This window comes from Micromonospora sp. WMMD998, assembly GCF_029581235.1.
In the GTDB taxonomy this organism is placed as follows: Bacteria; Actinomycetota; Actinomycetes; order Mycobacteriales; family Micromonosporaceae; genus Micromonospora.
On record NZ_CP120740.1, the window covers coordinates 3,387,956 to 3,412,608 of the forward strand.

The following is a 24,653-nucleotide window of genomic DNA, read 5'->3' on the forward strand; positions in this document are numbered from 1 at the left end:
GTGAGTCAAGCAACGGTCGATGCCGGGGGACAGGCAGGACGCCCGGCACGAGTGGACCTGCCGGAGGATCGGCCGGTGCGTCGCTCCACTCCCCGGCGGGGCTGCCCGCCCGCGGACCCTAGGCCACCGCGACGTCGTCGCCCATCGTCATGCGCGCCAGGGCGCGTTTGTCCGGCTTGCCGGTCGGCCCCACCGGAACCCGGTCGATGCACCGGATCGTCTGCGGGACCGACAGCTCCCCGAGCGCCTCCTTCACCAGGGCACGCAGCCGTCCGGCATCCGGTGCGCGACCGGCGGCCGGGACCACGTACGCGTGCACCGCCTCCCCGGTGACGTCGTCGGGGCGGCCGACGACGTACGCCTCGGCGACCGTGGCATCCGCGGCGAGCACCCGCTCGATCGGGCCGGCGTACACCAGGTTGGCCTGCACGATGATGACGTCCCGGGTCCGGCCGAGCAGGTGCAGGTAGCCGTCGCCGTCCAGCCGGGCCAGGTCACGGGTGCGGACCCAGCCGTCGACGAAGACGCCGGCGGTCTCGGCCGGATCCGCCCAGTAGGCGGCGGCCTGCGCCGGTGTCCGGACGAAGAGTTCCCCCTCGGTGGCGGGACGGCCGTCGACGTCCCGGATGGACAGTTCGGTCACCGCGGGTGGTCGGCCGACCGAGGCGAGGGTCGCCGGGCACGCCAGCATCTCGGCCGGCGTCACCATCGTGATCATGCCGGTCTCGGTCTGTCCGTAGCCGTGGAAGATCACCGGGCCGAGCACGTCGAGCGCCTCGGCGAGCCGGCCCGGCGGGAGCGGCGAGCCGGAGACCATCAGGGCCCGCAGACTGCTCAGGTCGGCCGGATCGGTGCGCTGGTCGCGCACGAGTTGGTACAACTTGCCCACGGTGATCACACTGGCGGTCGCCCGATGCCGGGCGATCATGCCGGGGAAACCCGGGGGCCGGGCCGCGACAAGCGTGCCGCCGGCGGCCAGGGTGAGGATGCCGTACTCCAGCATCACCTGGCTGCTCAGCGAACCGAAGACGAGATAACGCTGGAGCCGGGTGGCGAGGTCGGCGATCGCCGGGGGCCAACGATCCGGGTACGGCGCCCAGGCCGCGCTCATCGCCGCGTACGTCTGCGCGCAGCCCTTCGGGCGGCCGGTGCTGCCGCTGGTCCAGGTGATCCGGGCGACGTCGTCCGGACGTCCGGCGGCGATCAGCGTCCGTCCGTCGTCGGCGGTGGCGGCCAGTTCGGCGGCCCGGGCGTCGTCGACGAGCAGCGTGTGCCCGTCGGGTTGCCGGGTGCCGTGCGCCGGTGTCAGGTCGGGGCGGATCCCGGAGACCCGCGCGCCGACCGCGAACGCCGCGATGACCGTCGCGAACGCCTCCGCGGTGACGCCGAGCCGCAGGGCCACCCCGGTGCCGGGGCCGGCCCCGGCGGCGCGGAGCCCGGCGGCGACGCGACGGACCAGCCGGGACATCTGGGCGGTGCTGACGATCCGGTCACCCTCCTCGAAGACCGGCCGGTCGTCGCCGGCGGCGAGCAGGTCCAGCACGGGCTGCGGCCAGATCTCACCCGGCATCGGAGAGCACGCCCTTGACGAAGAGCACGAGCGGCTGGTGGTGGACGTCCGGCAGGTCCCAGTCGTTCTCCAGGTTCTCCGCGAGGTGGTGCGCCGCGACGACCCGGCCACCGCGATGGACCCGTACGACCGGGTGCAGGTAGCTGGCGTCGTGCGCGTGCGCGGCGTCGTTCTCGGCGATCCTCGGCACCGTGATGTCGAAGGGGTCGACCTGGTCGTGGTCCGGCCCGTACTCCAGCGTCACCACGAACGCGAACGGTTCCGGGCCCAGGCCGCCGTCGTGCAGGTAGGCGACCGGCACCTCCTCGTGGTAGAGCGCGGTGGCGCCGGAGATGACGACGACGTCGCCGAGGACGGCGAACTGCTGCCACAGGGCCGAGGTGCGGTTGATCCGGGCGATGATCGCCTCGGCGATCGCCTCCGGGGTGCTGTCCAGGGGCGTGGCCGGCCACGGGGTGTCGTGGTGGCGGGCGTTGAGAATCCGGTGCAGGGCCCGCACGCCGTACCGGAATCCGTGGATGAACCCGCTCGTCGAGCGCTTGAAGTCGCGCTGTTGGGTGAGGGTGCCGACGAAGTGCAGGTCGGGTACGTTCACCGCCTCGTACGCCGAGGTCTGCTCGGGGAAGCGGTCGTTGATGACGAGCCGGGGCCGGGCGGACGGGTCGAAGATGCTGGCGTCGAACCGGAATCCGGTGCAGAGGATGACCCGGTCGTAGTCGATCCGCCGGATCGCCTCGACGCTGCGGGCGTACCGGAAGTCGATCCGGTAGCCGCCGTCGTCGCGCCGGGCGATCCGCTCCACGGTGCCGTCGAGGACCGCGTTCTGCGACTTGAGCTGATAGGTGTCGAGGAAGTTGTTGTTCACCGCGCGCAGGTGCCCGACGTAGTGCGTCTGCCACGCCAGTCTGATCGAGTGCGGGCCGGCGACGTGGATGACCGCGGCCGTCCCGACGAGCGCGTCCGCGGTCTCGAACGCCGAGTTGCCCTTGCCGATGATGAGGACGCGCTGGTTGGTGAAGTCGTCCGGGTCGACGCTCACGGTGTCGTAGCGTTCGGCGAGTTCGGCGCCCTCGATCGGCGGGACGTACAACTGGGACAGGCCGGTGGCGACGACCACGCGGCGGGCGGTGACGGTGTCGTCGCCGGTGTGGACGGCGAACCCGTCGCCGTCGCGCGCGATCCGGGTGACCCGGGTGTCGTATCTGATCCGCAGGCCGCGGGCGACGTCGGCGAGGTAGCGCAGCAGGTCCGCGGCGGCCGGGAAGTAGCTCCTGCTGTAGTTCTTGAACAGCAGGGCCGGATCGTCGGTGAGCAGGGAGTTCCAGTCCGCGCGCAGGTTGAACTCCGGATCGTCGGAGCCGGTCCAGACCTTGTTGATCGAGATGAGCTGCCGGTGCCGGGGATAGGTGGCGAAGAACGTGCCCGGCGCTGAGCCGGCCTCCAGGACCAGATAGTCGCGGCCGTCGCGCTCGAGCAGGTGAGCGAGCTGCAGCCCGGCCGGTCCGGCTCCGATGATCAGATAGTCGAGCGTCATGCGGCGCAATCTAGCGACCCGATCTCAGAGCGTTCTGAGAATTCGTCTCTAGGGTGCGATCGCATGACGACAGAGGTGGACCTCGATGTCCCACTGCGGATCGCCGACCTCCGCGCCGCCCGTGACCCGATCAAGGTCGTGGTCGGACCGCGGGTCCGGGACCGGGTCACGGCCGCCCGTGCCTTCCTGTCCGAGGTGCTCGACCACGACCGCGCGGTGTACGGCGCCACCACCGGTTTCGGCGCCCTGGTGGGATACGCCGGCCGCGCCGACCTGCGGGACCAGGCCGACAACACGCTCGCCCACCTCGGCGCGGGTCAGGGCCCGGATCTCGATCCGGAGGTGGTCCGCGCGACGCTGCTGCTGCGGGCCGCGTCGCTGGCCCGCGGCGCGTCCGGGGTCTCCCCGCATGTCATCGACGCGCTCGTGGCGATGCTCGCGACCACGTTCGTCCCCGCGGTGCCCCGGCTGGGTTCGGTGGGCGCCAGCGGCGACCTGATCCCGCTGGGCGCGGCTGCCCAGGCGTTACGGGGTCGGGGCCACGCCTATCTGGACGGGGTTCGGCTGCCCGCGGCGGAGGCGCTGGAGCGGGCCGGACTCGAACCGCTGCCGCTCGACGGCCGGGACGCCCTCGCCCTGGTCAACGGCACGTCGTTGACCACCGCGGCGACGGCGCTGGCGCTGGCCGAGGTGCGCGCCACGCACCTGGCGGTCCAGGTGCTCACCTGCCTGCTCGCCGACCTGCTCGGCAGCGACCCGCAGTTCCTCGACGCCCGGCTGCTGGCCGCGTACGGCCATCCGGGCGCGATCGACGTGGGCGCGCGGATGCGCCGGGTCAGCGACGGACTCGTCGGGTCCGGCAAACGTCCGTTGCAGGAGCCGTACAGCCTGCGGTGCGCGCCGCAACTGCTCGGCGCGGCCGAGGACGCGCTGCGTCACGTCGACGCCGTCGTCGCGGCCGACCTGGCGAGCGTCACCGACAACCCGCTGTTCTTTCCCGACGACGACCTCGTGGTGCACGGCGGCAACTTCTTCGGGCAGCCGGCCGCGTTCGCCGCCGACCTGCTGTCGATGGTGGTGGCGCAGGTCGGCAACCTCGCCGAACGGCAACTGGACCTGCTCGTCGACCCGAACCGCAACGGCGGCCTGCCGCCGATGCTGGCCGCCGGCCCGGGACAGCAGCACGGGCTCCAGGGGGTGCAACTGGCGGCGACCGCGCTGATCACCGAGATCCGCCGGGACACCATGCCGGCGAGCATGCAGAGCGTGCCGACGAACCTGCACAACCAGGATGTCATCCCACTCGGCACCCAGGCCGCGCTGCGGGCGCTGGACCAGGCCCGGCTGCTGCGCCTCGTCGTCGGGTCGCTCGCGGTGGGGCTGCGCCAGGCCGCGTACGTCGGCGCGCGTACGCCGACCGCGTCCGGTTGCGCCGAGGCGCTCGCCGCGGTGGCCGCGGTCGTACCGCCGGTCGACCCGGACCGGCCGCTGGACGCCGACGTGCGGCGCGCGGCCGACGTGATCGCGGATTTCTCCGTTTCTCTTTCGTGAGGGGTGAGCGCATTGACGCTTGACTATCTGATCGTCGGGGCCGGGCCGGCCGGCCTGCAACTCGCCGCTCTGCTGGAGGCCGAGGGCAAGCGCGACTATCTGGTCCTGGAACAGGCGGACATCCCCGGGGCGTTCTTCGCCACCTTTCCCCGCCACCGGCAACTGATCTCCATCAACAAGCCGCACACCGGCTCGGACGATCCGGAGCTGAACCTGCGGCTGGACTGGAACTCACTGCTCAGTGACGACCCGGCGCTGCGGTTCACCAGCTACACGGAACGGTACTTCCCCGACGCCGACGTGATGGTCCGCTACCTGGCGGACTTCGCCGCGAAGACGGGGGTGCGGGTCCGGTACAACTCCCGGGTGACCTCGGTCCGCAAGGTGGACGGGGTGTTCGAGGTCCGGGCCGGGGAGGTCTTCCGGGCCCGACGGCTGATCGTCGCCACCGGGGTCTCCCGGCCGTACCGGCCGGACATCGCGGGGCTGGAGCTTGCCGAACAGTACGCGGAGATGTCCGTCGACCCGCGCGACTACCTCGACCAGAAGGTGCTGATCATCGGCAAGGGGAACTCCGCGTTCGAGACCGCCGACAGTCTGATGGAGACCACCACGTTGATCCACGTCGCCGGGCCGAGTTCGGTCCGGCTGGCCTGGCGCACGCACTACGTGGGGCACCTGCGCGCGGTGAACAACAACTTCCTGGACACCTACCAACTGAAGTCGGCGAACGCGATCCTGGACGGCACCGTCACGCGCATCGCACGCGACGACACCGGTTTCACCGTGACGTTCTCGTTCTCCCGGGCGGACGAGGTGGTCAAGGAACTGCGCTACGACCGGGTGCTCGCCTGCACCGGGTTCGCGTTCGACGCTTCGATCTTCGACGACACCTGTCGTCCGGACCTCGCGATCAGGGACCGCTTTCCCGCGCAGACGCCGGAGTGGGAGTCGGTGAACGTGCCCGGCCTCTTCTTCGCCGGCACGATCTCCCAGGAGCGGGATTTCCGGCGCTCGACGAGCGGGTTCATCCACGGGTTCCGCTACTGCGTACGGGCGCTGCACCGGATCCTGGAGCGACGGTACGGGGACGCGCCGTGGCCGGCGGAGAAGGTGGACGCCACCCCGGAGCTGATCGCCGACGCCGTCGTCGCGCGGATCAACCGCACCTCCGCCCTGTGGCAGCAGTTCGGCTTCCTCGGTGACGTGGTCACGGTGGCCGGATCGGAGGCGCGCTACCACGACGAGGTTCCGGTCGAGTACTTCGCCCGCACCGGCCTGCGCACCGCGGACCACGACTACACGGACGCCTTCGTCGTCACCCTCGAGTACGGCCCCGAGCACGACCAGGTGGATCCGTTCGACGTCACGGTCAACCGGGTCGCCCAAAACGCCGTCGGCCAGGCCCACGACGCCGCCTACCTGCACCCGGTCGTCCGCCACCACCGGGCCGGCCAGGTCCTCGCCACCCACCACCTGGCGGAGAACCTGGAGAACCGGTGGGACCGGCCGGACGTCCACGTGGCGCCGCTGGCCGCGTTCCTCGACCGCTGCCTCAGCCGTGTCGAGCGTTGAGACGCGCCCGCTGGACGGCGCGGCGTGGGACGGCGCGGCCCTGAACCTGGCCGAGCTGGCCGCCGACGCGCGGCGTCGGCTGGACCCGGTGCACTGGGACTTCTTCGCCGGTGGGGCCGGCGAGGAACGGACGGTCCGCGCCAACGAGGCGGCCTTCGGCCGGCGCTACCTGGTGCCCCGCGTCCTGCGCGGCACGCGCCGGCGCGACCTGCGGATCTCGCTGTTCGGCAGCCGGATCTCGATGCCGGTGCTGGTCGCGCCGACCGCGTTCCACCGGCTGGCCCACCCGGCGGGCGAGGTGGCCACCGCACGCGCCGCCGCCGAGGCGGGCACGATCATGGTGGTCAGCATGGCGGCCACCCGGCCGGTCGAGGAGATCGCCGCCGCCGGCGGGCCGCTCTGGTTTCAGCTCTACCCGCAGCCGGACCTCGACTTCACCGCCTCCGTGGTACGGCGGGCGGAGGCCGCCGGCTGCGCCGCCCTCGTCGTCACGGTCGACTCGCCCGTGTTCGGCCGGCGGGAACGCGACCTGCGGCACGGCTTCGTCGACCTGCCGGCCGGAATGGTCTGCGAGAACATGCGCGACGCCAACGGCCGGGTGCGCGACATCGGGATGGACGCCGGGCTGGACTGGGCCCGGATCGCCTGGCTGCGCGAGGTCACCACGCTGCCGATCCTGCTGAAGGGGGTGCTGCATCCCGCCGACGCGGCGCTCGCCGTCTCGTACGGTCTCGACGGTGTGCTGGTCTCCAACCACGGCGGCCGGCAGCTCGACGGCGCGCTCGCCACCCTGGACGCGCTACCGGCGGTCGTCGAGGCCGTGGCGGGTCGGCTGCCGGTGCTGCTCGACGGCGGCGTCCGCCGGGGCGCCGACGTCCTGGTGGCGTTGGCGCTCGGCGCGACCGCGGTGCTGATCGGCCGTCCGGTGCTCTGGGGGCTCGCGGTGGGCGGCGCCGCCGGGGTACGCCACGTGCTCGACCTGCTCCACGCGGACCTGGACCGGGCGCTGGCGCTGGCCGGCGCGACCGGACCGGCCGACCTGTGCGGTGACCTGGTCGCCACGGCGGTGTGCGGATGACCGTCCTGATCGTCCTGGCCGGGATCGGCGCGCTGTGGACCGTCCCGTACTGGCTGCCCCGGACGGTGGTCCGGCTGCGGGAGCGGGTGTTCGTCACGGTCAACGGGGCCGAGGGCGTGCCGGTGCCCGGTCCCACGGTGGGCATGGAACACTTCGAGCGGGTGTACGCGGATCCGGCGGCGGACGGACGCAGCCGGGGGGCCGGGTTGTCGGACCTGTTCTGGTACTGGCTGGCCCCCGGACCGCAGATGCACCAGGAACACCTGGAGCCGGGCGAGCGCTACCGGACCGTGGCCGCCACGACCCGGCGGGTGCTCGCGGTGCGCAGCCGGCGCTGCGACGACCTCGCGACCGCCGCCACCGGGCGGGCGCTCGACCGGTTGCCGACCGACCGGATCAGCCACGTCCGGCTGCGCGATCTGATGATGCCGGTCTGGGCCGAGGTCTACTACGAACTCGTCTTCGGCGAGGCGTGTCCCCCGGACGCGCGGGCGTTGATCGTCGCCAACGCCGACGACGTGGTCAGCGGGCTGAAGTGCACCGGCCTGCGACACATGCGACGGCGGGACCGGTTGACCGGGTATCTGTCCGACCGGATCCGGGCGGGAACCTGTCCGGTGACGCTGCCGCCGCCGTTCACCGCCCAGGAGACGGCCTGGTATCTGCAGGGCGCCTTCTTCAACACCGCGGTCGTGCAGATGTCCGAGGCGATGGCGCACGTGCTGCTCGCCCTCGCCACGCATCCCGACGTCCAGGCGGGACTCGACGACGACGACGCGCTGGACCGGGTGATCGACGAGACGCTGCGGGTGCACCCGCTCTTCGGTGTCGCGCACCGGATCACGTCGGCGCCGATCACCCTGCCCACCGGGGTGTCGCTTCCGGCCGGGACGGTGCTGCTCTTCAACTACCTGGCGTTCCACCGCGGCGGGGCGGCCGGCGACGACCGGTTCGCCCCGGACCGGTGGCTGACGCTCAAGCGCGGCGACGCGCACTTCATCCCGTTCGGGGTCACCGCGAACCGGGCCTGTCCGGCCCGTGGTGTGGCGCCGGTGATGATGCGCGCCGCGACCCGGGAGGTGCTGCGCCGGTACGTGCTGGCCTCGTCGGCCTCCCACACCCGGTCGCTGCCCAGCCGAGGTCCGGCGTATCTGACACCGGTCGGGCTCACCGGTCCGGGACGGCCACGGCTGGCCGCGATGCGGGTGCGGGACCGGTGGGCCGACGTGGGGCGCAGTGTCCGGCAACTCGTGTTCGGCACCTGGATGGTGGTCGACGCCCGTCGCAAGCGTCTGTGCACCACCTACTTCGAGAGGGCGGTCCGATGACCCCGACGGAGCTGGCGCCGCGGTTCTTCATCGCGGTGACCGTGATCCTGATCTTCTGCAAGGGCGTCGCCTGGCTGCTCGGCCGGGCGGGCCAGCCGGCCGTGGTGAGCGAGATGCTCGCCGGCGTCCTGCTCGGCCCGTCGCTGCTCGGGCTCCTCCTGCCGGGCGTGCAGAACGCCCTGTTCCCGGCTCCCCTGCTTCCGGTCCTCTACGTCGTGGGCCAGGTCGGCCTGGTGCTGTTCATGTTCCAGGCCGGGTACGCGTTCAGCGCCCACCGGGTCACCGGGCTCGCCGGCACCGCCGGAGTGGTCTCGCTGGCCGGGGTCACCGCGCCGCTCCTGCTGGGGGTGCTGCTGGTCCTGGTGACGGCCGACGCGGTGCCGATCCGGGCCGACGGGACGTCACTCGGCGTGTCGGCCGCGTTCGTCGGCGTCGCCCTGGCCATCACCGCGTTCCCGATGCTGGCCCGGATCATCACCGAACACGGGCACGCCGGCACCCGGCACGGCACACTCTCCCTGGCCAGTGGCGCGATCGACGACGTGACCGCCTGGATCATGCTCGCCGCCGTCCTGGCGGTCGCCTCCGGCCGGGCCGGGCCGGCGATCGTCACCGCGGGCGGGGCGGTTCTGTTCGGCCTGCTGCTCTGGCTCGGCGGACGGGGGATCGCCGCCGCGCTGATGACCCGTCGTGGTCTCGACGACCGCGCCCGGCTGCTCGGCACGGTCGCCCTGCTCTTCCTGGTCGCCTGGTACACCGACGAGATCGGGCTGTACGCGGTCTTCGGCGCGTTCGCGGTCGGCGTGGTGATGCCCCGTACCGAGAACACCGACAGGGTGGTCGGCACCCTCACCCCGGTCGCCGCGACGCTCTTCCTGCCGTTGTTCTTCACCTACTCGGGCCTGCGTACCGAGTTCGGCCTGCTCGGCTCCGTGCCGGTGCTGCTCTTCGCGCTGGCGTGCGTGACGGCGGCGATCGCCGGCAAGTTCGGCGCCTGCTGGGCGGCGGCCCGGCTCCGCGGCGAGCCGTCGGGTGTCGCGCTGCGGGTCGGCGCGCTGATGAACGCCCGCGGCCTGATGCAGCTCATCGCGCTCAACGTCGGGTTGGAGGCGGGCATCGTGAGCCCGTCCCTGTTCACCGTGCTGGTGCTCGTCGCGCTTGTCACCACGCTGATGACGACGCCGACGCTGAGCTGGATCGAGCGCCGGGAGGCTCGGCGGCCCGAGGCCGTCCGCACGCCCGTGCTGGTGGTTTCAGATTATTGAATAGACAACTACCGAGACTTTCATCGTCTCTTATCTATGAGATTGTGGACGGATGCGGGGTGGACGATCGAACCGGCTGCTGCTGGTCGAGGACGACGCGGACCTGACGGAGCTGCTCACCGAGGCGCTGGGTCACGAGGGCTACCTCGTCGACCGGGCCTTCGACGGTCAGCGCGGGCTGCATCTCGGGCTGACCCGATCCTACGACGTGATGGTCATCGACCGGATGCTGCCGGCACTCGACGGGCTCGACCTGGTCACCCGGCTACGCGCCCGGGCGGTCCCGGCCCGGACCCTGATGCTCACCGCGCTCGGCACGGTCGACGACCGGATCGCCGGGCTGGACGCGGGCGCCGACGACTACCTGGTCAAACCCTTCGACCTCGATGAGCTGAGCGCCCGGGTCCGGGCACTGTGCCGGCGCGCGTCCGAGTCGACCCGCGTGCTCCGCATCGGCGCCGGGCTGCTCGACCTGGCGCCACGCGACGCGGTGCTCGCCGACGGCACCCGGGTGGCGTTGTCCGCCCGCGAGTTCGAGCTGTTGCGGGTGCTGGCGGCCCGGCCGAACGCCGTACATCCACGGGCCGTGCTGCGCCGTAAGGTCTTCGAAGAGGCCGCCGCCGCGTCCATCGTGGACACCTACGTCTACTACCTCCGGCGCAAGCTCGGTCGTGCGGTGGTTCGCACCGTGCACGGGCTCGGCTACCGCCTCGGCACGCTCTGATGGAGACGGCCGAGCGCGCGATCGTCCGACGGACCCGGCTCCGGATCGGCCTGCTCGTCGGCCTGACCATCGGTGCCCTGCTGCTGCTTGCCGGCGGCATCTCCTACGCGGTCCTGGTCCGCGGCCAGGAGGCGCAGATCCAGCGCGAGTTGGCGTGGGGCGCGGCGCACGGCACGATCGATGGCCCGCCCGCCTGCAGTTGGATCTTCCAGTACGACGGCACCACCGTGCACACCGGCAGCAACCCGCCGCCACCGGGCTTCCCGCTGCGGGACGCGCTGGACACCGTGGCGCGCACCCGGACCACCGAGATCACCACGGTCGCGGGTGACGGCACGACCTACCACGTGCGCACCGAGGCCCGTGACGACATGGTGGTCCAGGCGGTGTTCGACGCCCGTTTCCAACTGTCCGACCGCCGGCACCTCCTGCTCGCGTTCAGCCTCGCGGCGGCGGTCGGGCTGCTCGCCGCCATGCTGACCGGCGTGCTCGTCGGCCGTCGAGCCGTCGCACCGCTCGCGGAGGCGCTGACCCGGCAGCGCCGCTTCGTCGCGGACGCCAGCCACGAACTGCGCACCCCGATCGCCCAGGTGCACACCCGGGCCCAGGTGATCGCCCGGCGGGCGCGCCACGACGGCGTCGCCGCGAACCTGGACGACCTGGAACGACTGATCGGCACCACCCGCCGACTCGGCGAGATCGTCGACGACCTGCTGCTCTCGGCCCGGCTCGCCGCCACTCCCGCCGACCGGACACCTCACCCGCCGGTCGATCTCACCTCGCTGATCGGGACGACTGTCGCCGCCGAGACCGAACGCGCGGCCGAACGCCAGGTCGCCCTCACCCTGGACACCCCGGGCGACGCACTGCGGGTGCCGGGTGTCGAGTCCGCCCTGCGGCGGGTCGTCGGCGAGCTGCTCGCGAACGCGCTTGCCCACACCCCGGCGGGAGGCCGCATCACCGTGACGCTCCGGGCCGTCGACACCTGCGCCGAGTTCGTGATCGCCGACACCGGGGACGGGTTCGACCAGGCGGACGCCCGGCGGATCTTCGACCGCTTCCACCGCGGCGCGGCCTCCGGGGACCGCCGATTCGGCCTGGGACTGGCCCTGCTCCAGGAGGTCGTCACGAGTCACCACGGCACGATCGTGGCCGAGGGCCATCCGGGCCGGGGAGCCCGCTTCACGGTGCGCCTGCCCATGCCGCGATCGCCGATCACCACGGGTATGGCCGCGCGGATCAGGAACCCGCGGTGACGGGGCTGTGCCGCATTCCGGCCGGTACCCCGATCGTCACCTGATCGTGACAGTTCCGCGCCGGTGCCGTCACCTGCCGGGGAAACGTTCCTACCGGCGCGACGAGGCGGAGGAGGACCAGGGATGGACAGGCGGGCGCTTGTGGCGGTGCCGGTGGGGATCCTGCTCGTGGCCGGTTGCACGAGCCGGCCGGCGGCGCAGCCCAGCCCGGAGCCGACGTCCACGGTCCGGCTGGGCACCGTCGCCCGGGCCGAGGTGGGCGCACGGCTGACCGTGACCGCCACCGTCGAGCGGGTCATCGGCGACACCGCCTTCGTGGTGCACGACGTGGACCTGACCGAAGGCACGCTGCTCGTGTTGTCGACGGCCGCGCCGGCGCCGGAGCCACCGCAGTTGGTGACCGTGCGCGGCACCGTGGTCGAGTTCTCCCATCGCGACCTCGACGGGCGATACCGGCTCGGTGATTCCGGGCCGTACCGTGCCTTCGAGGGTGGGCGGGCGCTCGCCGCGGACGAGGTCACGGCCTGGGACTGACGCGGGCTACGTCGCCCGGATCCGTCGGACGATGTCGGGCAGGTGTTCCGGCAGCGCCACGGTGCGCAGGTCGGCGAGCACGGCGTCCAGGAGTCGGGTGATCCGTGGCTGGTCCTGTCCCGACCGCCGGATGTCGTCGATCGCGACGGCGAGGAAGCCGTCGAAGACCTGTGTCCGGGCCCGGACGCGCGGGGTGCCGTCGGGGTCGTCGACGAGCAGGCGCTGACCGGGCCGGCCGGCGAGGCGGCGCAGCAGGTCGTGCATCTCCTGGACGCTGCGGACGGCGGTGGTGGTGTCGTTGATCCCGGGGGAGAGGGCACGCTCGGCGATGTCGGTGAGCTGCCGGAACCCGAACCCGACGTCCTGTCCGAGGGTCCGTTCGACGCCCAGGCTCACCGCGACGCACGCCCGTGCGGCCGGCACGGGCGTCGGGGAGGATCTGCCGGGCAGCGGGTGGACCGCGATCAGTGGTTGCCCGGCCACGACGAAGTCGCCCGGCGCGGGCAGGACCGACAGGGCGCAGTCGTGCCGCCGGGCCAGCGCGGCGAGCCGGTCGAGGTCGACGTAATCGACCATCCCGGGCGCGGTGGCGGTGATCACCTGCGCCGGTGGGGCCAGCGGCGCGACGGGTCCGGGCGGCGGGCCGACCGGATACTGGTCCTCGATGACCCGGCGGGTCTGCGCGCCGACCGCCACGATGATGTGCGAGACCCGCATGACCGTGGTGACGTGGTGCAGGTAGTAGACGAACAGCCCGCTGCTGGCGAGCACGAGGACCATCGTCACCGCGAGCGACAGCTCCGGCAGCCGGGTGTCGGAGCCGGCCGGGAGCGCGGCCAGCACCACCATGGCGAACAGCGCGGTCGCCAGGAACGTGCCCAACGCCGCCTGCGTGATCCGGTCCTGCAGGAAGGTCCGGAGCACCCGGGGCGAGTACTGGCTGCTGGCCAGTTGCACGGCCACCACGGTGATGGAGAAGACCAGCGCGGTGAACGAGATCATCGCGGTGATGATCGACGACAGCAGCGATCGGGCGCCGGCCGCGCTGCTGGGCAGGAAACCGCCGGTCGGCAGGCCGAGCTGCAGCTCGGCCACGGACAGCCCGAGCGCCAGCAGCACCGCACCGGCGGCGAACGCCGCCGGCACCAGCCAGAAGCCGGACCAGGCCGCGGTCAGCCGGGCGCGAAGGGTACGCGGGGCGGGGTTCACCCCGCCCTAGTCCCCACTGGCGGCCCTTTGCATACCTACCGAAGGGTCTGTTTACCTGGTGGGGGAGACTCCGACCGGATTCGCGAAGGGGGTGGGCCGGGACCCCGGCACGCTGATCATGAAAAGCCGACACATCACGGCAACCGTCACCTCGGCCGCCCTGCTGGTGCTGGCCGCCGGCTGCGGCGACGACCCGGACCCGGGACCGGCCCCGTCCGGCACGAGCCGGGCGACACCGCCGTCGGCGACCTCGACGGCCCCGGCGACAGGTGCGGCGCCCACGCCCGCGCCGACCACGGCGTCGCCCTCGTCGTCGAGCCCGTCGGCGTCACCCTCGGCGTCGTCGCCCCCGTCGCCGTCGAGCCCGCCCGACGCCGGTGCGCCCGACGCCCTGCGTCGTGGCGACACCGGCGACGCGGTCCGGGCGCTGCAGGAGCGGCTGGACCGGCTCGGATACTGGGTGGGCGAGTCCGACGGCACCTTCGGCCCGCTCACCGAGCAGGCGGTCTACGCGGCGCAGAAGGCCGCCGGCCTACGCCCCGACGGGATCGTCGGCCCGAAGACCCGGGCCGCGCTCGACGACGGGAAACGCCCGGACGCCCGCAGCACCGCCGGTCACCTCGCCGAGGTGGACCTGGACCGGCAACTGCTGATGATCGTCGACGACGGCGAGGTGAGCCGGATCTTCCACACCTCGACCGGCACGTTCGAGCACTACACCTACCAGGGCGAGACCTATCTGGCCGACACCCCGCGCGGCAAGTGGACGATCGACTGGCAGGTCGACGGTTGGCGCGACGGCCCGCTCGGCCGGCTGTACCGGCCGAAGTACTTCCAGGAGCAGGGGATCGCGATCCACGGCTACACGAGCGTCCCGCCGTATCCGGCGTCGCACGGGTGTGTCCGGGTGACCCTGCCGGCGATGGACTGGCTGTGGGCGCAGGACGTCCTGCCGAAGAAGACCCGGGTCTGGGTGTACTGAGCGCTCACGTGCGGGCGGCCGGCGCGGGCCGGACGGCGGCGCTCACTCGTCTGGCCGGCGGCGCTCGTCCTCGGCCCGCTCCCGGCTGAGGAAGAACGCGCCGAGCGCGCCGGCCAGCGTGCCGAACACCGCCACCGAGTACGCGGCCAGCACCAGCTCCAGGACCTGCGCGAAGGTGTCGGTCACGCGCAGCGGCTCACCGGTGATGGTGGTGAAGGCCGCGTCGTGCAGCGCGCGGGGAAGGCTGCGGTAGGAACCGGTGACGACGAGCAACTGCCCGGCCGCGAGGATGACGGCCACGGTCACCACGGCGAGCCAGGCCAGCCGGTCGGTGAGCAGCCGGCCGGCGGACCGCGATCCGCGGATGGCGGCGGCGACCACGCCGCCGCCCCGGGCCGCCCGCAGCGCGCTCGCCGCGCGCAGGAAACGCAGGAACGGCACCGCCAGGAAGATCAACTGCCACCAGTTGTGCTTCCAGAACTCGCGCGCGTGGTGGCGGGCGAGCCAGGCGCGGAGCGTGAACTCGGCGACGAAGACCGCCCACAGGATCCAACTGGTGACGGTGAGCACGGTGCTCAGTGGCTCGTCGTGGACGATCGCCTGCGCGAGCACGAGCAGCAGGAAGAACAGCCCCAGGATGCCCATCGGCTTGTCCAACCGGTGGGCGAGGCCGTTGAGGCGGGCGTCGTCCTCGCGGTGTCGTCGGCCCGGATTGTCACTCACCCTGCGGCAGCCTACCGCGATCGGACACCGGGCAGGTCGTGTCGCGCGCCGTGGTCCCGCAGCGCGACCGCCTCACAGGTGCTCCTTCCGCCACTGGCTGACCGCCTCCTCGACGGCGTGTTCCTCTCGGCGCAGCACCGCCTTGATCCGTCTGCGCCCCCCGGCCATCCGCTGGAACACGGCGAGCGCGCCGCAGACCGCGACCAGCACCGCCAGGGAGACCAGCGGCGGGACGAGCGCGCCGGGTAGGGCGAGCGCGGCGACGAGCAGTGCGGTGGCGACGGTGGAGCGCCCGCCCCGGCCGAACGTGCGACGGGACACCGCGGCCTGGCTCAGGAGGTAGATCACGACCCCGCCGTGCAGGACCGCGCTGACCGGGCCGGACAGCGCGGAGTCCCGCATGGCGACGGCTTCCAGCAGCAGCTTCAGGCCCAACGCGACGGTCACCACGCCGGTGATGGTCCCCAGGTGCAGGTAGGTGTAGACGTCCCGGGCCAGCGGCACCCGCACCCGGTCGCGCGTGCGGTGCAGAACCTGCTCCACCCCGGCCGCCAGGCTGTCGAAGTGCAGCCACCACAACGCGGCGACCAGCGCGATGCCCAGCACGGACGCGGTGATGACCCGGGTGGTCAGGGCGAGCTGGTCGAACCGGCCCGGTCCGAGGCCCAGCGAGATGACCACCTCGCCGAGGGCGACCAGCACGATCAGGCCGTGTCGCTCGGCCCAGTGCCCGGCCGACGGCAGTGACCAGTGCGCGTAGGGCAGGACCAGCCCCACCGCGTACTCGACGAGCAGGGCCGCGGTCCACAGCACCAGGCGGGTTTCCAGGACCGCGCCGGCCGGCACCCACCACGGTGCGGTGAGCGAGACCCCGATGAACACGGCGGCCAGCAGCGGCGGGACGGTGACGGCGCCGAGCTGGACGCGGGTGTGCCCGGCGCGGGTGAGCACGAACAGGAACCCGACCGAGGTCAGCGCGCGCACGATCAGATAGGCGCCGGCGAACACCAGCGGGCCGGGCAGGTCGTCGGGCTGGTCGACGAAGGCCTGCGGGATCGTGATCGCGAGCACGAACACCGCGGCCATGATGCCGAAGCCGAGCACCGGGAGCACGCCGTGGTCGGCGCGGACCACGTTGCCGAGCGCGACGAAACCGGTCCAGCACCACCAGAGCAGCGCCACCACCACCACGCCGGTCGCCAGCCGCGACACCGCCAGGTCACGGGCGACCAGCCCGGTGACGTTGAGGAAGGCGAAAACGAAGATCAGGTCGTAGAACAGCTCCAGCCGGGTGACCCGGCTGCCCGGCGCCACCGGGATCAGCCACCGGGACCGACGCAGGTGCGGTGGGCTGCTCACCCGGCCAGTCTTCTGCATCCGGCGGAGCCGACCCGGGCTATTGCCGCCGTACCCGCCGACGGAGAAGCCGGGGGTGTGCGGCCCGCCCGGCCGGGTACGCCGGGAGCACGCGGTGGCGCAGCGGGAGGTGCGATGAGCGACGGGACCGTGGCCGGCGACGGGCGGCGAAGCCCCACCGAGCGGCTGGCCGAGGACGTGGCCGAGGTGGTCCGCGCAGAGGTCCGGGCGGTGCGCGCGCAGGTGGGCGAGGCGGCCCGCCCGGCGGGGGTGGGGATCGCGTTGCTGGCCGCCGCCGGCGGCTGCCTGGTGCTCGGCGCGGGATCGGCGTCCACCACGGTGCTGCGGGTGCTGGAGACGATGCTCCCGCGCCGCCTGGCCGCCGCCAGCCTCACCGCCGGCTATCTGGTGACGGCCGTGCTGCTGGGACGGGTGGGCCTGGCGCGGCTGCGCGCGGCCGGCGGCCCGTCGGCCCGGCTCGCCGACGACGTGCGGGACATGGTCACCGGCACCGCCGGGCGGGTGCTGCCCGCCGGCGCCGAGGCCGCCCGCGACGAACTGGACAGGTGACGCGGAAACGGGAGGACGACATGCCGGACAAGCACGAGCAGGCCGAGGAGATGCGCGACGACGTCCCGTCGACCATCGCGCGCTCCGACGACAAGGCCGTGCGCACCTACAAGAAGACGCTGGAGTCGGCCGAGGAGAGCTACGGCGACGGCGAGCGCGCGCACCGGGCCGCCTACGCGTCGTTGAAGCACACCCACGAGAAGGTCGGCGACCACTGGGAGCCCAAGGAGCACAAGGGCCCCTCGGACCCGCAGGCGGCCCAGGGCACCCCGGCGTCACGGGAGCGTGAGCGGCCCACCGCCCAGGGGGTGGACGCCAACGCCGGCAAGGGCCACCTGGACGACGTGGCGCGCAAGGTCGGCATCGACGACCCGGAGAACATGAACAAGGGTGAGCTGGTCGAGGCGATCGAGAAGGCCAACGCCCGGGCCACCGCCCGCGCCCGGCGCCGGTGAGGAGTCGACCCCGCGAGTGGGGTGTGGTCGGGGCCGGGGCGGGTAGCGGGCGGCCATGAGTCCGCTGCTGCTCGCGTACGCCCTCGTGGGAGGGCTCGGTGTCCTGCTCGCCTTCTGGTCCAGCGCCATCCGCCGGACCGTGCTGTCCGAGCCGCTGCTCGCCCTGGGCCTGGGGGTGCTGGCGGGCCCGGTGCTCGGCCTGGTCGACGTCGCCGACCGGCTCGGCGCCGAGCTGATCCGTGAGGTGAGCCGCGCCCTGCTGGCGGTGTCCCTGATGGCCGTCGCGCTGCGCTTCTCCGCCTCCGGCTACCGGGCCGTGCTGCGGCCGGTGCTCGTGCTGCTCTCCGCCGGCATGGTCGGCATGGCCGTGCTCAGCGCCGGTCTGTCCTGGCTGGTGCTCGGCGTGCCGTTGGGGCTGGCCGTGCTGTTGGGGAGCTGCCTGACCCCCACCGACCCGGTGCTGGCCTCCAGCATCGTCTCCGGCGGCCCGGCCGAGCGGCAACTGCCCGAGCGGCTCCGGAAGGTTCTCAGCGGCGAGTCCGGCGGCAACGACGGGCTCGCCTTCCCCCTGGTCGTCCTCGCCCTGGCCGCGGTGGGCGCGCAGCCCTGGACCGATCAGGTGACGGCGGCGGTGTGGGGCGTGCTCGGCGCGGTGGGCGTCGGCGTCCTGCTCGGCTGGGTGGCCGGGCACGCGGTGCGGGCAGCGAGCCGCCGGGAGACCCTCGACCAGGGTTCGCTGCTGGTGTTCGCGGTGCTGCTCGGCATCGCCGCGCTCGGCGTGGCGCGGGTGCTCGACACCGACGGCATCCTCGCCGCGTTCGTCACCGGGCTGGCCTACAACCGGGTCATCGGCGACCAGCCGCGCCTCGCCGAGCAGAAGCTCGACGACTCGCTCACCCGCTATCTGCTGCTGCCGCTGTTCTTCCTGCTCGGCGTCGAACTGCCGTGGCGCGACTGGCTCGACGCCGGGTGGCGGTTGCCGCTGTTCGCCGTCGCGGTGCTGCTGCTGCGGCGGCTGCCGGTGGTGCTGGCGCTGAAGAAGCCGCTCGGGCTGCCCTGGCGGGAGTTGGTCTTCCTCGGTTGGTTCGGCCCGATCGGCGTGTCCGCGCTGTTCTACCTGGCCTTCAGCGCCGACGAGGGCGCGCGGCAGGAGACGCTGTGGACCGCCGGCAGCCTCGTCGTCGCGCTCAGCGTCGTGGTGCACGGCGTCACGGCGATGCCGGGCCGCCGCTGGTACGCCGCCGGGCAGCGCGAGATCTCGAAGCGGTAACGGTACGCGGACCCGGGTTTACCGCCGGCGCGCCCGGAAAGCGATCACGGTAGCTCGCGCCTGGCAGCCGCGGTGTCGACCAACGGCACCAGGACGACCACGTCCACCTGACGGCTCGGCGCGCCTGTCCGGGGTCGACCCCTGCCCGCTCGCGTGCCACCCACGCGACGCGGCGGTCGCTCCCGCGCCGACCGACCCGCTGCCCCTCGTGGAGGACGACCATGACCATGTCCGTCTCGCGGTCCGACGCAGACGTCGACGAGATGTTCGCCGCTCTGCGCGATGCCGACGGCCCCACCGCCCGGCGCGCCCGGGACCGGCTGGTCGAGGTCCATCGGCCGTTGGCCGTGGGCCTGGCCCGCCGGTTCGCCCACCGCGGCGAACCCCTCGACGACCTCGTGCAGGTGGCCTGCTACGGCCTGGTCAAGGCGGTCGACGGGTACGACCCCCGGCGCGGGGTGCCGTTCGTCGGCTACGCCACCCCGACCATCCTCGGCGAGCTGAAGCGCCACTTCCGGGACCACGGTTGGGACGTCCGGGTGCCCCGGAGCCTGCAGGAGCGCTACCTGCTGGTGCATGCCGCCGAGGCCGAACTGACCCGCCGCTCGCAGCGCGCGCCCCGGCCCGACGAGGTGGCCGGGCACCTGGGCGTGCCGGTCGACGTGGTGGTGGAGGCGCTGGCCGCCGGACGGGCGTACCGGAACGTGTCCCTGCACCGGCCGGCCGGCGCGGACGACGAGCCGGCGGAGCGGGAGGACCTGCTGGCCGAGCGGGACCTGAGGGTGGACGGGCTCTGCGACCGGCTGGACCTGCTGGCGGCGCTGCGCCGACTGCCGGAGCGGGAGCGCGGTGTGGTGATCCGCTACTTCCACGGCAACCAGACCCAGGAGCGGATCGGCGATCTGCTCGGCGTCTCCCAGATGCACGTGTCCCGCCTGCTGCGCCGGGCGATCGGGTTGCTCCGGCGGGAGATGACCGCCGAGGCGCCGGTCGACGCCGGCGGCGCCGGGGTCCGGGTGACGTTCCACCGTGCCGGCGTCACCACCCTGGCCGGCGTGACCGGGGTTCTCGACGACGACGGCGTGGACGTGCTCCGGGACCGGCTCACCCGGATGGCGGTGACCGAACGGCCCCGCGGGGTGGTGGTGGACCTGCGGCGGGCGTCGGTCGAGTCGCCCCGGCTGGCCCGGACGGTCCTGGACCTGCACCGGGCCTGCGCGCACGTGCGGGCCCGGCTCACGCTTGTCAACGTGCCGCCCAACGGGTTGCACCTGCTGCGGCGGGCCGGGCTGACCCGACTGGTTCCCTGCCTGCCGGTTCGGGGCCGGGCCGCCGGTGTCTGCCCGGCCGGGCCGGGCGTCGCGGCGGGGGGCGTCGAGGCGGAGCGGCCGTCGCCGCCGTGCCGGCCGGCACCCGCGGAGATAGGGTCGGCTGAGGTCCACCCTGTCGTCGCCGAGGGCTCCGGTCACGTCGACGACGCACCGACGGCGAGGAGAACAGGTGACGCGACGGCGGGCCGCGGCTGTCCCGCCCCCACCCCTGGTGGCGACCGTGCAGCGCCTGCAACGCGAGCTGGACGCGCTGCGCCGGGAGCGGCGCGCGCACGCGGTGGTGGAGCAGGCCACCGGTCTGCTGATCGCCCGTCAGGGCTGCTCGCCGGAGGAGGCGTTCGCGCGGCTGAGGCGGATCTCCCAACACAGCAACATCCGGCTGGTGGACGTGGCCGCCGGGCTGCTCGGCGCCGCCGCACCGCCGCCCTCGGCCCCGCCGCCCCCGCCCGAACCGTTCCGGCCGGAGCGTTACCTGCACCCGCCCGCGCCCCGGCCGGAGCCGGACAGCGACGGCTCGGTGCCCCTGACCGGCGAGGCCGCCGCCCGCTATCACCTGGCCCGAGCCGCCATGGCGACCGCCGGCGACGCGAACGCGCTGGCCGAGACGCTGGCGGGGGCGGTACGCCACCTGGGTGCCGACTCGACCCTGCTCGGTCTGCTCGAACCGGACGGCGCGGTCCGGCTGGTCGGCTCGTACGGCCTGCCGCCGTCCGTGGCGAGCATGTGGCAGCGCGCCCCCGGCACGGTGAACATGGCGCTGCTGCGCGCCGCCGTGGACGGCGACCCGCTCTGGCTGACCCGGGACGAGGCCCGCCGCCGGGGCTACGACTTCATCGGCGGCGGAGCGGTGCGGGTCTGCCTTCCGCTGCGCCGGGCCGGCCGCACGATCGGGGTGGCCGCGATCAGCTGGGGCACGCACCGGGATCTCGACGACGTGGCACGGGCGTACCTGAGCGCGCTCGCCGAGGTCGCCGGCCGCCGGTTGTCGGCGCTGTCCGGGGGAGTCGGGGACGCGCCGGCCGCCCACTGGCTGGAGGCGGTGCTCGACGTGCTGCCCGGATCGGTGGCGTGGTGGTCACCGGTGCGCGACGACGACGCGGCGGTCGTCGACTTCCGCCTCGACCGGTGCGGCCCGGACGCGACCGACGGCGCGGAGCGGGGGCGGGACGCGCTCACCGGTCGCCGGCTGCTCGAACTCCACCCGTCGGCGGCCGACGACGGCATCGTCGCCGGGTGCGCCCGCGCCCTGCGCGACGGGCGTCCCTTCCACTGGGGCCCGGGTCAGGTGTGGCGGGCCGGCGGCGCCCGGCCGGCCCGGGTGCTGTTCAGCCTCCGCGCCGTTCCGTTCGGCGACGGACTGCTCGCCAGTTGGCACTACCACGACGAGCAGCGACGGGCCGCGGACCGCACGGCCCGGCTGGAGCGGGCCGGCGCCGTCGGCTGGGTCGAGTGGGACCTCGCGGGCGACTCCGTCGCCTGGTCGTCGGGCGCGTACCGGGTGCTCGGCCGGGATCCGGCCGACGGCCCGCTGCCGCTGGGCGCGCTGCACCGCTGGGCGACGCCGCCGGACGCGCCCCGGGTACGGGCGGCACTGCGCGCCCTGATCGAGCGGGCCGAGCCGGCCGAACTGGAGTTCACCGTGCGTCGGCGCGGTGCGGCGTGGCCGGTGCGGCTCGTCGTCGAGCCCGTCATGGACCCGGACGGCCGGGTGGTCGAGGTGCACGGCGCGGTGGCCCGCCGCTGACGTCGCCAGTCCTGGTGGGTGCCGCTGGTGGCAGGTCCTGATCCGGCTTTCACCTAGCCTCCTAGGACGCGGTGCGCGACGTGACGCATGTCTACCGCCGAGGGGGCGTGACCCCGACCGGTGCGGGCACCGGAGCGCGTCATGGACGATGTGCTCGGTGAGGAGTGGCTGTCGCACTCCGTCGACCTGCTGGTGCGACTGGTGGAGACCGCCGGTGCCTTGATCATCTTCGTCGGCGCGATGACCGCCCTGGTGCGCTTCGTGGTCGTCGGCCTCCGCGACCGGCGGACCCGTGCGTTCGTGCCCGTCAGGCTCGGCTTGGGCCGCTTCCTGGCGCTGGGGCTGGAGTTCCAGCTCGCCTCCGACATCCTGCGCACCGCCATCGCCCCGACCCTGCGGGAGATCGGGGAACTGGCCGCGGTGGCCGCCATCCGGACCGCGCTGAACTTCTTCCTGGCCCGCGAGATCCGGCAGGAACGCGCGGAGTTGGCCCGGAGCGAGGGCCGGGCCACACCGGATCCGGTGGACGAGCCCGCGGGACGGCCGTCGTGAGCGCCCTCATTGGGTACGCGGCGGCGGCCTGCGTCGCCGCCGGGCTGCTCGCCGGGCTGGTCGTGCTGGTCGTTGCCCGGGACGGCCGGCTCGCGCTGCGGGTCGCGCTCGACCTGTGGCTCGCCGCCGGGCTGCTCCGGCTGGCCCTGCCGCCGTCCTGGGACCAGTTGCTCAGCGCGGCGGCGATCATCGCGGTCCGGCAACTGGTCGGTCTCGGCCTGGGGCCGTCCCGGGCGGCGAGCACCGGCGAGAAATGAACCGGCCGAGGTTTCCGGCCCGGCCCGGCCGGACATCGCCTCCGCGCAGGGGAGGGGGAGCTGATGGACCTGTGGACGGCGCCCGGGCCGGTCGACGTGGTGGGGCCGGTCCGCCGGCCGGTGCGGGGCTCGGCGCTGGCGCGGCTGCTGCGTACCACGGACGCCAAGCAGATCGGCATCCTCTACCTGACCACGGCGTTCGGCTTCTTCCTGGTGGGCGGGCTGCTGGCGTTGGTCATGCGGGCCGAGTTGGCCCGCCCCGGGATGCAACTGCTCTCCCCGGAGCAGTACAACCAGATGTTCACCATGCACGGCACGGTCATGCTGCTGCTGTTCGCCACCCCGATCGTGTTCGCCTTCGCGAACTATCTGGTGCCGTTGCAGATCGGCGCGCCGGACGTGGCGTTTCCCCGGCTCAACGCGTTCGCCTACTGGCTCTACCTGTTCGGCGGGCTGCTGGTGCTGGGCGGGTTCGCCACCCCCGGCGGCGCGGCCGACTTCGGTTGGACCGCCTACCAGCCGCTCGCCGGGCCGGCGCACTCGCCGGGCGTCGGCGCCAACATGTGGGCGGTCGGCCTGGTGATCTCCGGACTGGGCACCATCCTCGGCGCGGTCAACCTGATCACCACCGTGCTGACGTTGCGCGCCCCCGGCATGACGATGTTCCGGATGCCGATCCTCACCTGGAACATCCTGGTCACCGCCGTGCTGGTGATCCTGGTCTTCCCACTGCTGGCCGCCGCGTTGCTCGCGGCGCTGGCCGACCGGCAGCTCGGCGCGCACGTGTACGACCCGGCCACCGGCGGGCCGATGCTGTGGCAGCACCTGTTCTGGTTCTTCGGGCACCCCGAGGTCTACATCGTCGCCTTGCCGTTCTTCGGCATCATCACCGAGATCATCCCCGTGTTCTCCCGCAAGCCGGTCTTCGGCTACCGGGGGCTGGTCGCCGCGACGCTGGGCATCGCGGCGCTGTCGATGAGCGTGTGGGCGCACCACATGTTCGCCACCGGCCAGGTGCTGCTGCCGTTCTTCAGCTTCCTGAGCTACCTGATCGCGGTGCCGACCGGGATCAAGTTCTTCAACTGGATCGGCACCATGTGGCGGGGCCAGATCACGTTCGAGACGCCGATGCTGTTCGCGCTCGGCTTCCTGGTCACGTTTCTGCTCGGCGGCCTGACCGGGGTGCTGCTGGCCAGCCCGCCGGTGGACTTCCACGTGCACGACTCGTACTTCGTGGTGGCGCACTTCCACTACGTGCTGTTCGGCACGATCGTGTTCGCCGTCTTCGGCGGCGTCTACTTCTGGTTTCCGAAGATGTTCGGCCGGATGCTCGACGAGCGGCTCGGCAGGATCCACTTCTGGCTGACCATGATCGGGTTCCACACCACGTTCCTGGTGCAGCACTGGCTCGGCGCCGAGGGCATGCCCCGCCGCTACGCCGACTACCTGGCGCAGGACGGCTTCACCGCGTTGAACACGGTCTCCACCATCGGGTCGTTCGTGCTCGGCGTTTCCACGCTGCCCTTCCTGTGGAACGTGTGGCGCTCCTACCGGTTCGGCCCGGTGGTGCGCGAGCCCGATCCGTGGGGTCACGGCCTGTCGTTGGAGTGGGTGACATCCTCCCCGCCGCCGCTGCGCAACTTCGACCGGATGCCCCGCATCCGGTCCGAGCGACCCGCGTACGACCTCCGTCAGGAACGCGCCGCGGCGGTGCCGCCCGGCCCGCGGTCTCCGGCGGACTGACCGATCTCGGGCGGGAACGCCGGCCGGCTGGCAGGGTGGACGACAC

General features: G+C 73.2%; 22 protein-coding genes. 16 read left to right on the forward strand and 6 right to left on the reverse strand.

Translation table 11 applies throughout. The annotated features are described in order from the left end of the window. Nucleotides 1-118: 118 nt before the first annotated feature. Entirely contained in the window at nt 119-1,570 is a 1,452-nt protein-coding gene (locus O7619_RS15770) for a fatty acid--CoA ligase family protein (protein WP_282281640.1), read from the reverse strand. Continuing rightward, complete coding sequence (locus O7619_RS15775; RefSeq protein WP_282281641.1) at nt 1,560-3,104, reverse strand: NAD(P)-binding domain-containing protein; 1,545 nt, start codon at nt 3,102-3,104, stop codon at nt 1,560-1,562. Before O7619_RS15775 ends, O7619_RS15770 begins: the two co-directional genes overlap by 11 nt. Before the next feature lie 63 nt (nt 3,105-3,167). On the opposite strand from O7619_RS15775, the gene O7619_RS15780 reads away from it, so the two are divergent. The 8 genes from O7619_RS15780 to O7619_RS15815 all read left to right on the forward strand — a co-directional run bounded on the left by O7619_RS15780 (nt 3,168) and on the right by O7619_RS15815 (nt 12,415). Continuing rightward, nucleotides 3,168-4,655, forward strand: a complete 1,488-nt coding sequence (locus O7619_RS15780) for an aromatic amino acid ammonia-lyase (RefSeq protein WP_282281642.1) — start codon at nt 3,168-3,170, stop codon at nt 4,653-4,655. 12 nt (nt 4,656-4,667) lie between these two features. After that, the gene (locus tag O7619_RS15785) at nt 4,668-6,230 is read left to right on the forward strand and encodes an NAD(P)-binding domain-containing protein (protein WP_282281643.1); all 1,563 of its coding nucleotides are present in this window, start codon (nt 4,668-4,670) and stop codon (nt 6,228-6,230) included. Continuing rightward, complete coding sequence (locus O7619_RS15790; protein ID WP_282281644.1) at nt 6,217-7,308, forward strand: alpha-hydroxy acid oxidase; 1,092 nt, start codon at nt 6,217-6,219, stop codon at nt 7,306-7,308. Before O7619_RS15785 ends, O7619_RS15790 begins: the two co-directional genes overlap by 14 nt. Then, nucleotides 7,305-8,636 carry a cytochrome P450 gene (locus tag O7619_RS15795; RefSeq protein ID WP_282281646.1) on the forward strand — a complete coding sequence of 444 codons (1,332 nt, stop codon included), beginning with the start codon at nt 7,305-7,307 and terminating at the stop codon, nt 8,634-8,636. The genes O7619_RS15790 and O7619_RS15795 overlap by 4 nt, the downstream gene beginning before the upstream one ends. Then, nucleotides 8,633-9,901, forward strand: coding sequence for a cation:proton antiporter (locus O7619_RS15800; protein WP_282281647.1), 1,269 nt, complete (start codon nt 8,633-8,635; stop codon nt 9,899-9,901). The genes O7619_RS15795 and O7619_RS15800 overlap by 4 nt, the downstream gene beginning before the upstream one ends. A gap of 52 nt (nt 9,902-9,953) precedes the next feature. Next, entirely contained in the window at nt 9,954-10,625 is a 672-nt protein-coding gene (locus O7619_RS15805) for a response regulator transcription factor (protein ID WP_282281648.1), read from the forward strand. Further along, entirely contained in the window at nt 10,625-11,881 is a 1,257-nt protein-coding gene (locus O7619_RS15810) for a HAMP domain-containing sensor histidine kinase (RefSeq protein ID WP_282281649.1), read from the forward strand. The genes O7619_RS15805 and O7619_RS15810 overlap by 1 nt, the downstream gene beginning before the upstream one ends. A gap of 123 nt (nt 11,882-12,004) precedes the next feature. Next, on the forward strand, nt 12,005-12,415 hold the full coding sequence (locus tag O7619_RS15815) for a hypothetical protein (RefSeq protein WP_282281650.1): 411 nt from the start codon (nt 12,005-12,007) through the stop codon (nt 12,413-12,415). Between the two features lie 6 nt (nt 12,416-12,421). Here the strand turns inward: O7619_RS15815 and O7619_RS15820 are convergent, their stop codons facing one another. Beyond that, nucleotides 12,422-13,624 carry a DUF2254 domain-containing protein gene (locus O7619_RS15820; RefSeq protein WP_282281652.1) on the reverse strand — a complete coding sequence of 401 codons (1,203 nt, stop codon included), beginning with the start codon at nt 13,622-13,624 and terminating at the stop codon, nt 12,422-12,424. A gap of 118 nt (nt 13,625-13,742) precedes the next feature. Between O7619_RS15820 and O7619_RS15825 the strand changes: the two genes are divergently transcribed. After that, nucleotides 13,743-14,606 carry a L,D-transpeptidase family protein gene (locus O7619_RS15825; protein ID WP_282281653.1) on the forward strand — a complete coding sequence of 288 codons (864 nt, stop codon included), beginning with the start codon at nt 13,743-13,745 and terminating at the stop codon, nt 14,604-14,606. 42 nt (nt 14,607-14,648) lie between these two features. Here O7619_RS15825 and O7619_RS15830 read toward each other — a convergent pair whose 3' ends face one another. Both O7619_RS15830 and O7619_RS15835 read right to left on the reverse strand, forming a co-directional pair. After that, nucleotides 14,649-15,329, reverse strand: a complete 681-nt coding sequence (locus O7619_RS15830; RefSeq protein WP_282281654.1) for a hypothetical protein — start codon at nt 15,327-15,329, stop codon at nt 14,649-14,651. Nucleotides 15,330-15,401: 72 nt separating this feature from the next. Then, nucleotides 15,402-16,688: a low temperature requirement protein A gene (locus O7619_RS15835; protein WP_282281655.1), complete on the reverse strand. Its 1,287-nt coding sequence runs from the start codon at nt 16,686-16,688 to the stop codon at nt 15,402-15,404. A gap of 132 nt (nt 16,689-16,820) precedes the next feature. On the opposite strand from O7619_RS15835, the gene O7619_RS15840 reads away from it, so the two are divergent. From O7619_RS15840 to O7619_RS15850, 3 genes are read left to right on the forward strand one after another with little or no spacing between them, the layout of a single operon-like run. Next, complete coding sequence (locus tag O7619_RS15840; RefSeq protein WP_282281656.1) at nt 16,821-17,255, forward strand: phage holin family protein; 435 nt, start codon at nt 16,821-16,823, stop codon at nt 17,253-17,255. Between the two features lie 20 nt (nt 17,256-17,275). Beyond that, complete coding sequence (locus tag O7619_RS15845; protein ID WP_282281657.1) at nt 17,276-17,710, forward strand: ChaB family protein; 435 nt, start codon at nt 17,276-17,278, stop codon at nt 17,708-17,710. A 55-nt stretch (nt 17,711-17,765) separates the two neighbouring features. Next, nucleotides 17,766-18,980: a cation:proton antiporter gene (locus tag O7619_RS15850; protein ID WP_282281659.1), complete on the forward strand. Its 1,215-nt coding sequence runs from the start codon at nt 17,766-17,768 to the stop codon at nt 18,978-18,980. Between the two features lie 44 nt (nt 18,981-19,024). Here O7619_RS15850 and O7619_RS15855 read toward each other — a convergent pair whose 3' ends face one another. Then, nucleotides 19,025-20,008: a hypothetical protein gene (locus O7619_RS15855; RefSeq protein WP_282281661.1), complete on the reverse strand. Its 984-nt coding sequence runs from the start codon at nt 20,006-20,008 to the stop codon at nt 19,025-19,027. 472 nt (nt 20,009-20,480) lie between these two features. On the opposite strand from O7619_RS15855, the gene O7619_RS15860 reads away from it, so the two are divergent. The 4 genes from O7619_RS15860 to ctaD all read left to right on the forward strand — a co-directional run bounded on the left by O7619_RS15860 (nt 20,481) and on the right by ctaD (nt 24,607). Then, nucleotides 20,481-22,055 carry an ANTAR domain-containing protein gene (locus O7619_RS15860; RefSeq protein WP_282281662.1) on the forward strand — a complete coding sequence of 525 codons (1,575 nt, stop codon included), beginning with the start codon at nt 20,481-20,483 and terminating at the stop codon, nt 22,053-22,055. Between the two features lie 141 nt (nt 22,056-22,196). Then, a complete protein-coding gene (locus O7619_RS15865; RefSeq protein ID WP_282281663.1) occupies nt 22,197-22,607 on the forward strand; it encodes a DUF1622 domain-containing protein in 411 nt (136 codons plus the stop codon). Next, nucleotides 22,604-22,864: a DUF1622 domain-containing protein gene (locus tag O7619_RS15870; protein WP_282281664.1), complete on the forward strand. Its 261-nt coding sequence runs from the start codon at nt 22,604-22,606 to the stop codon at nt 22,862-22,864. Before O7619_RS15865 ends, O7619_RS15870 begins: the two co-directional genes overlap by 4 nt. A 63-nt stretch (nt 22,865-22,927) precedes the next feature. Further along, nucleotides 22,928-24,607 carry a cytochrome c oxidase subunit I gene (gene ctaD, locus O7619_RS15875; protein WP_348774320.1) on the forward strand — a complete coding sequence of 560 codons (1,680 nt, stop codon included), beginning with the start codon at nt 22,928-22,930 and terminating at the stop codon, nt 24,605-24,607. Nucleotides 24,608-24,653: the final 46 nt, after the last annotated feature.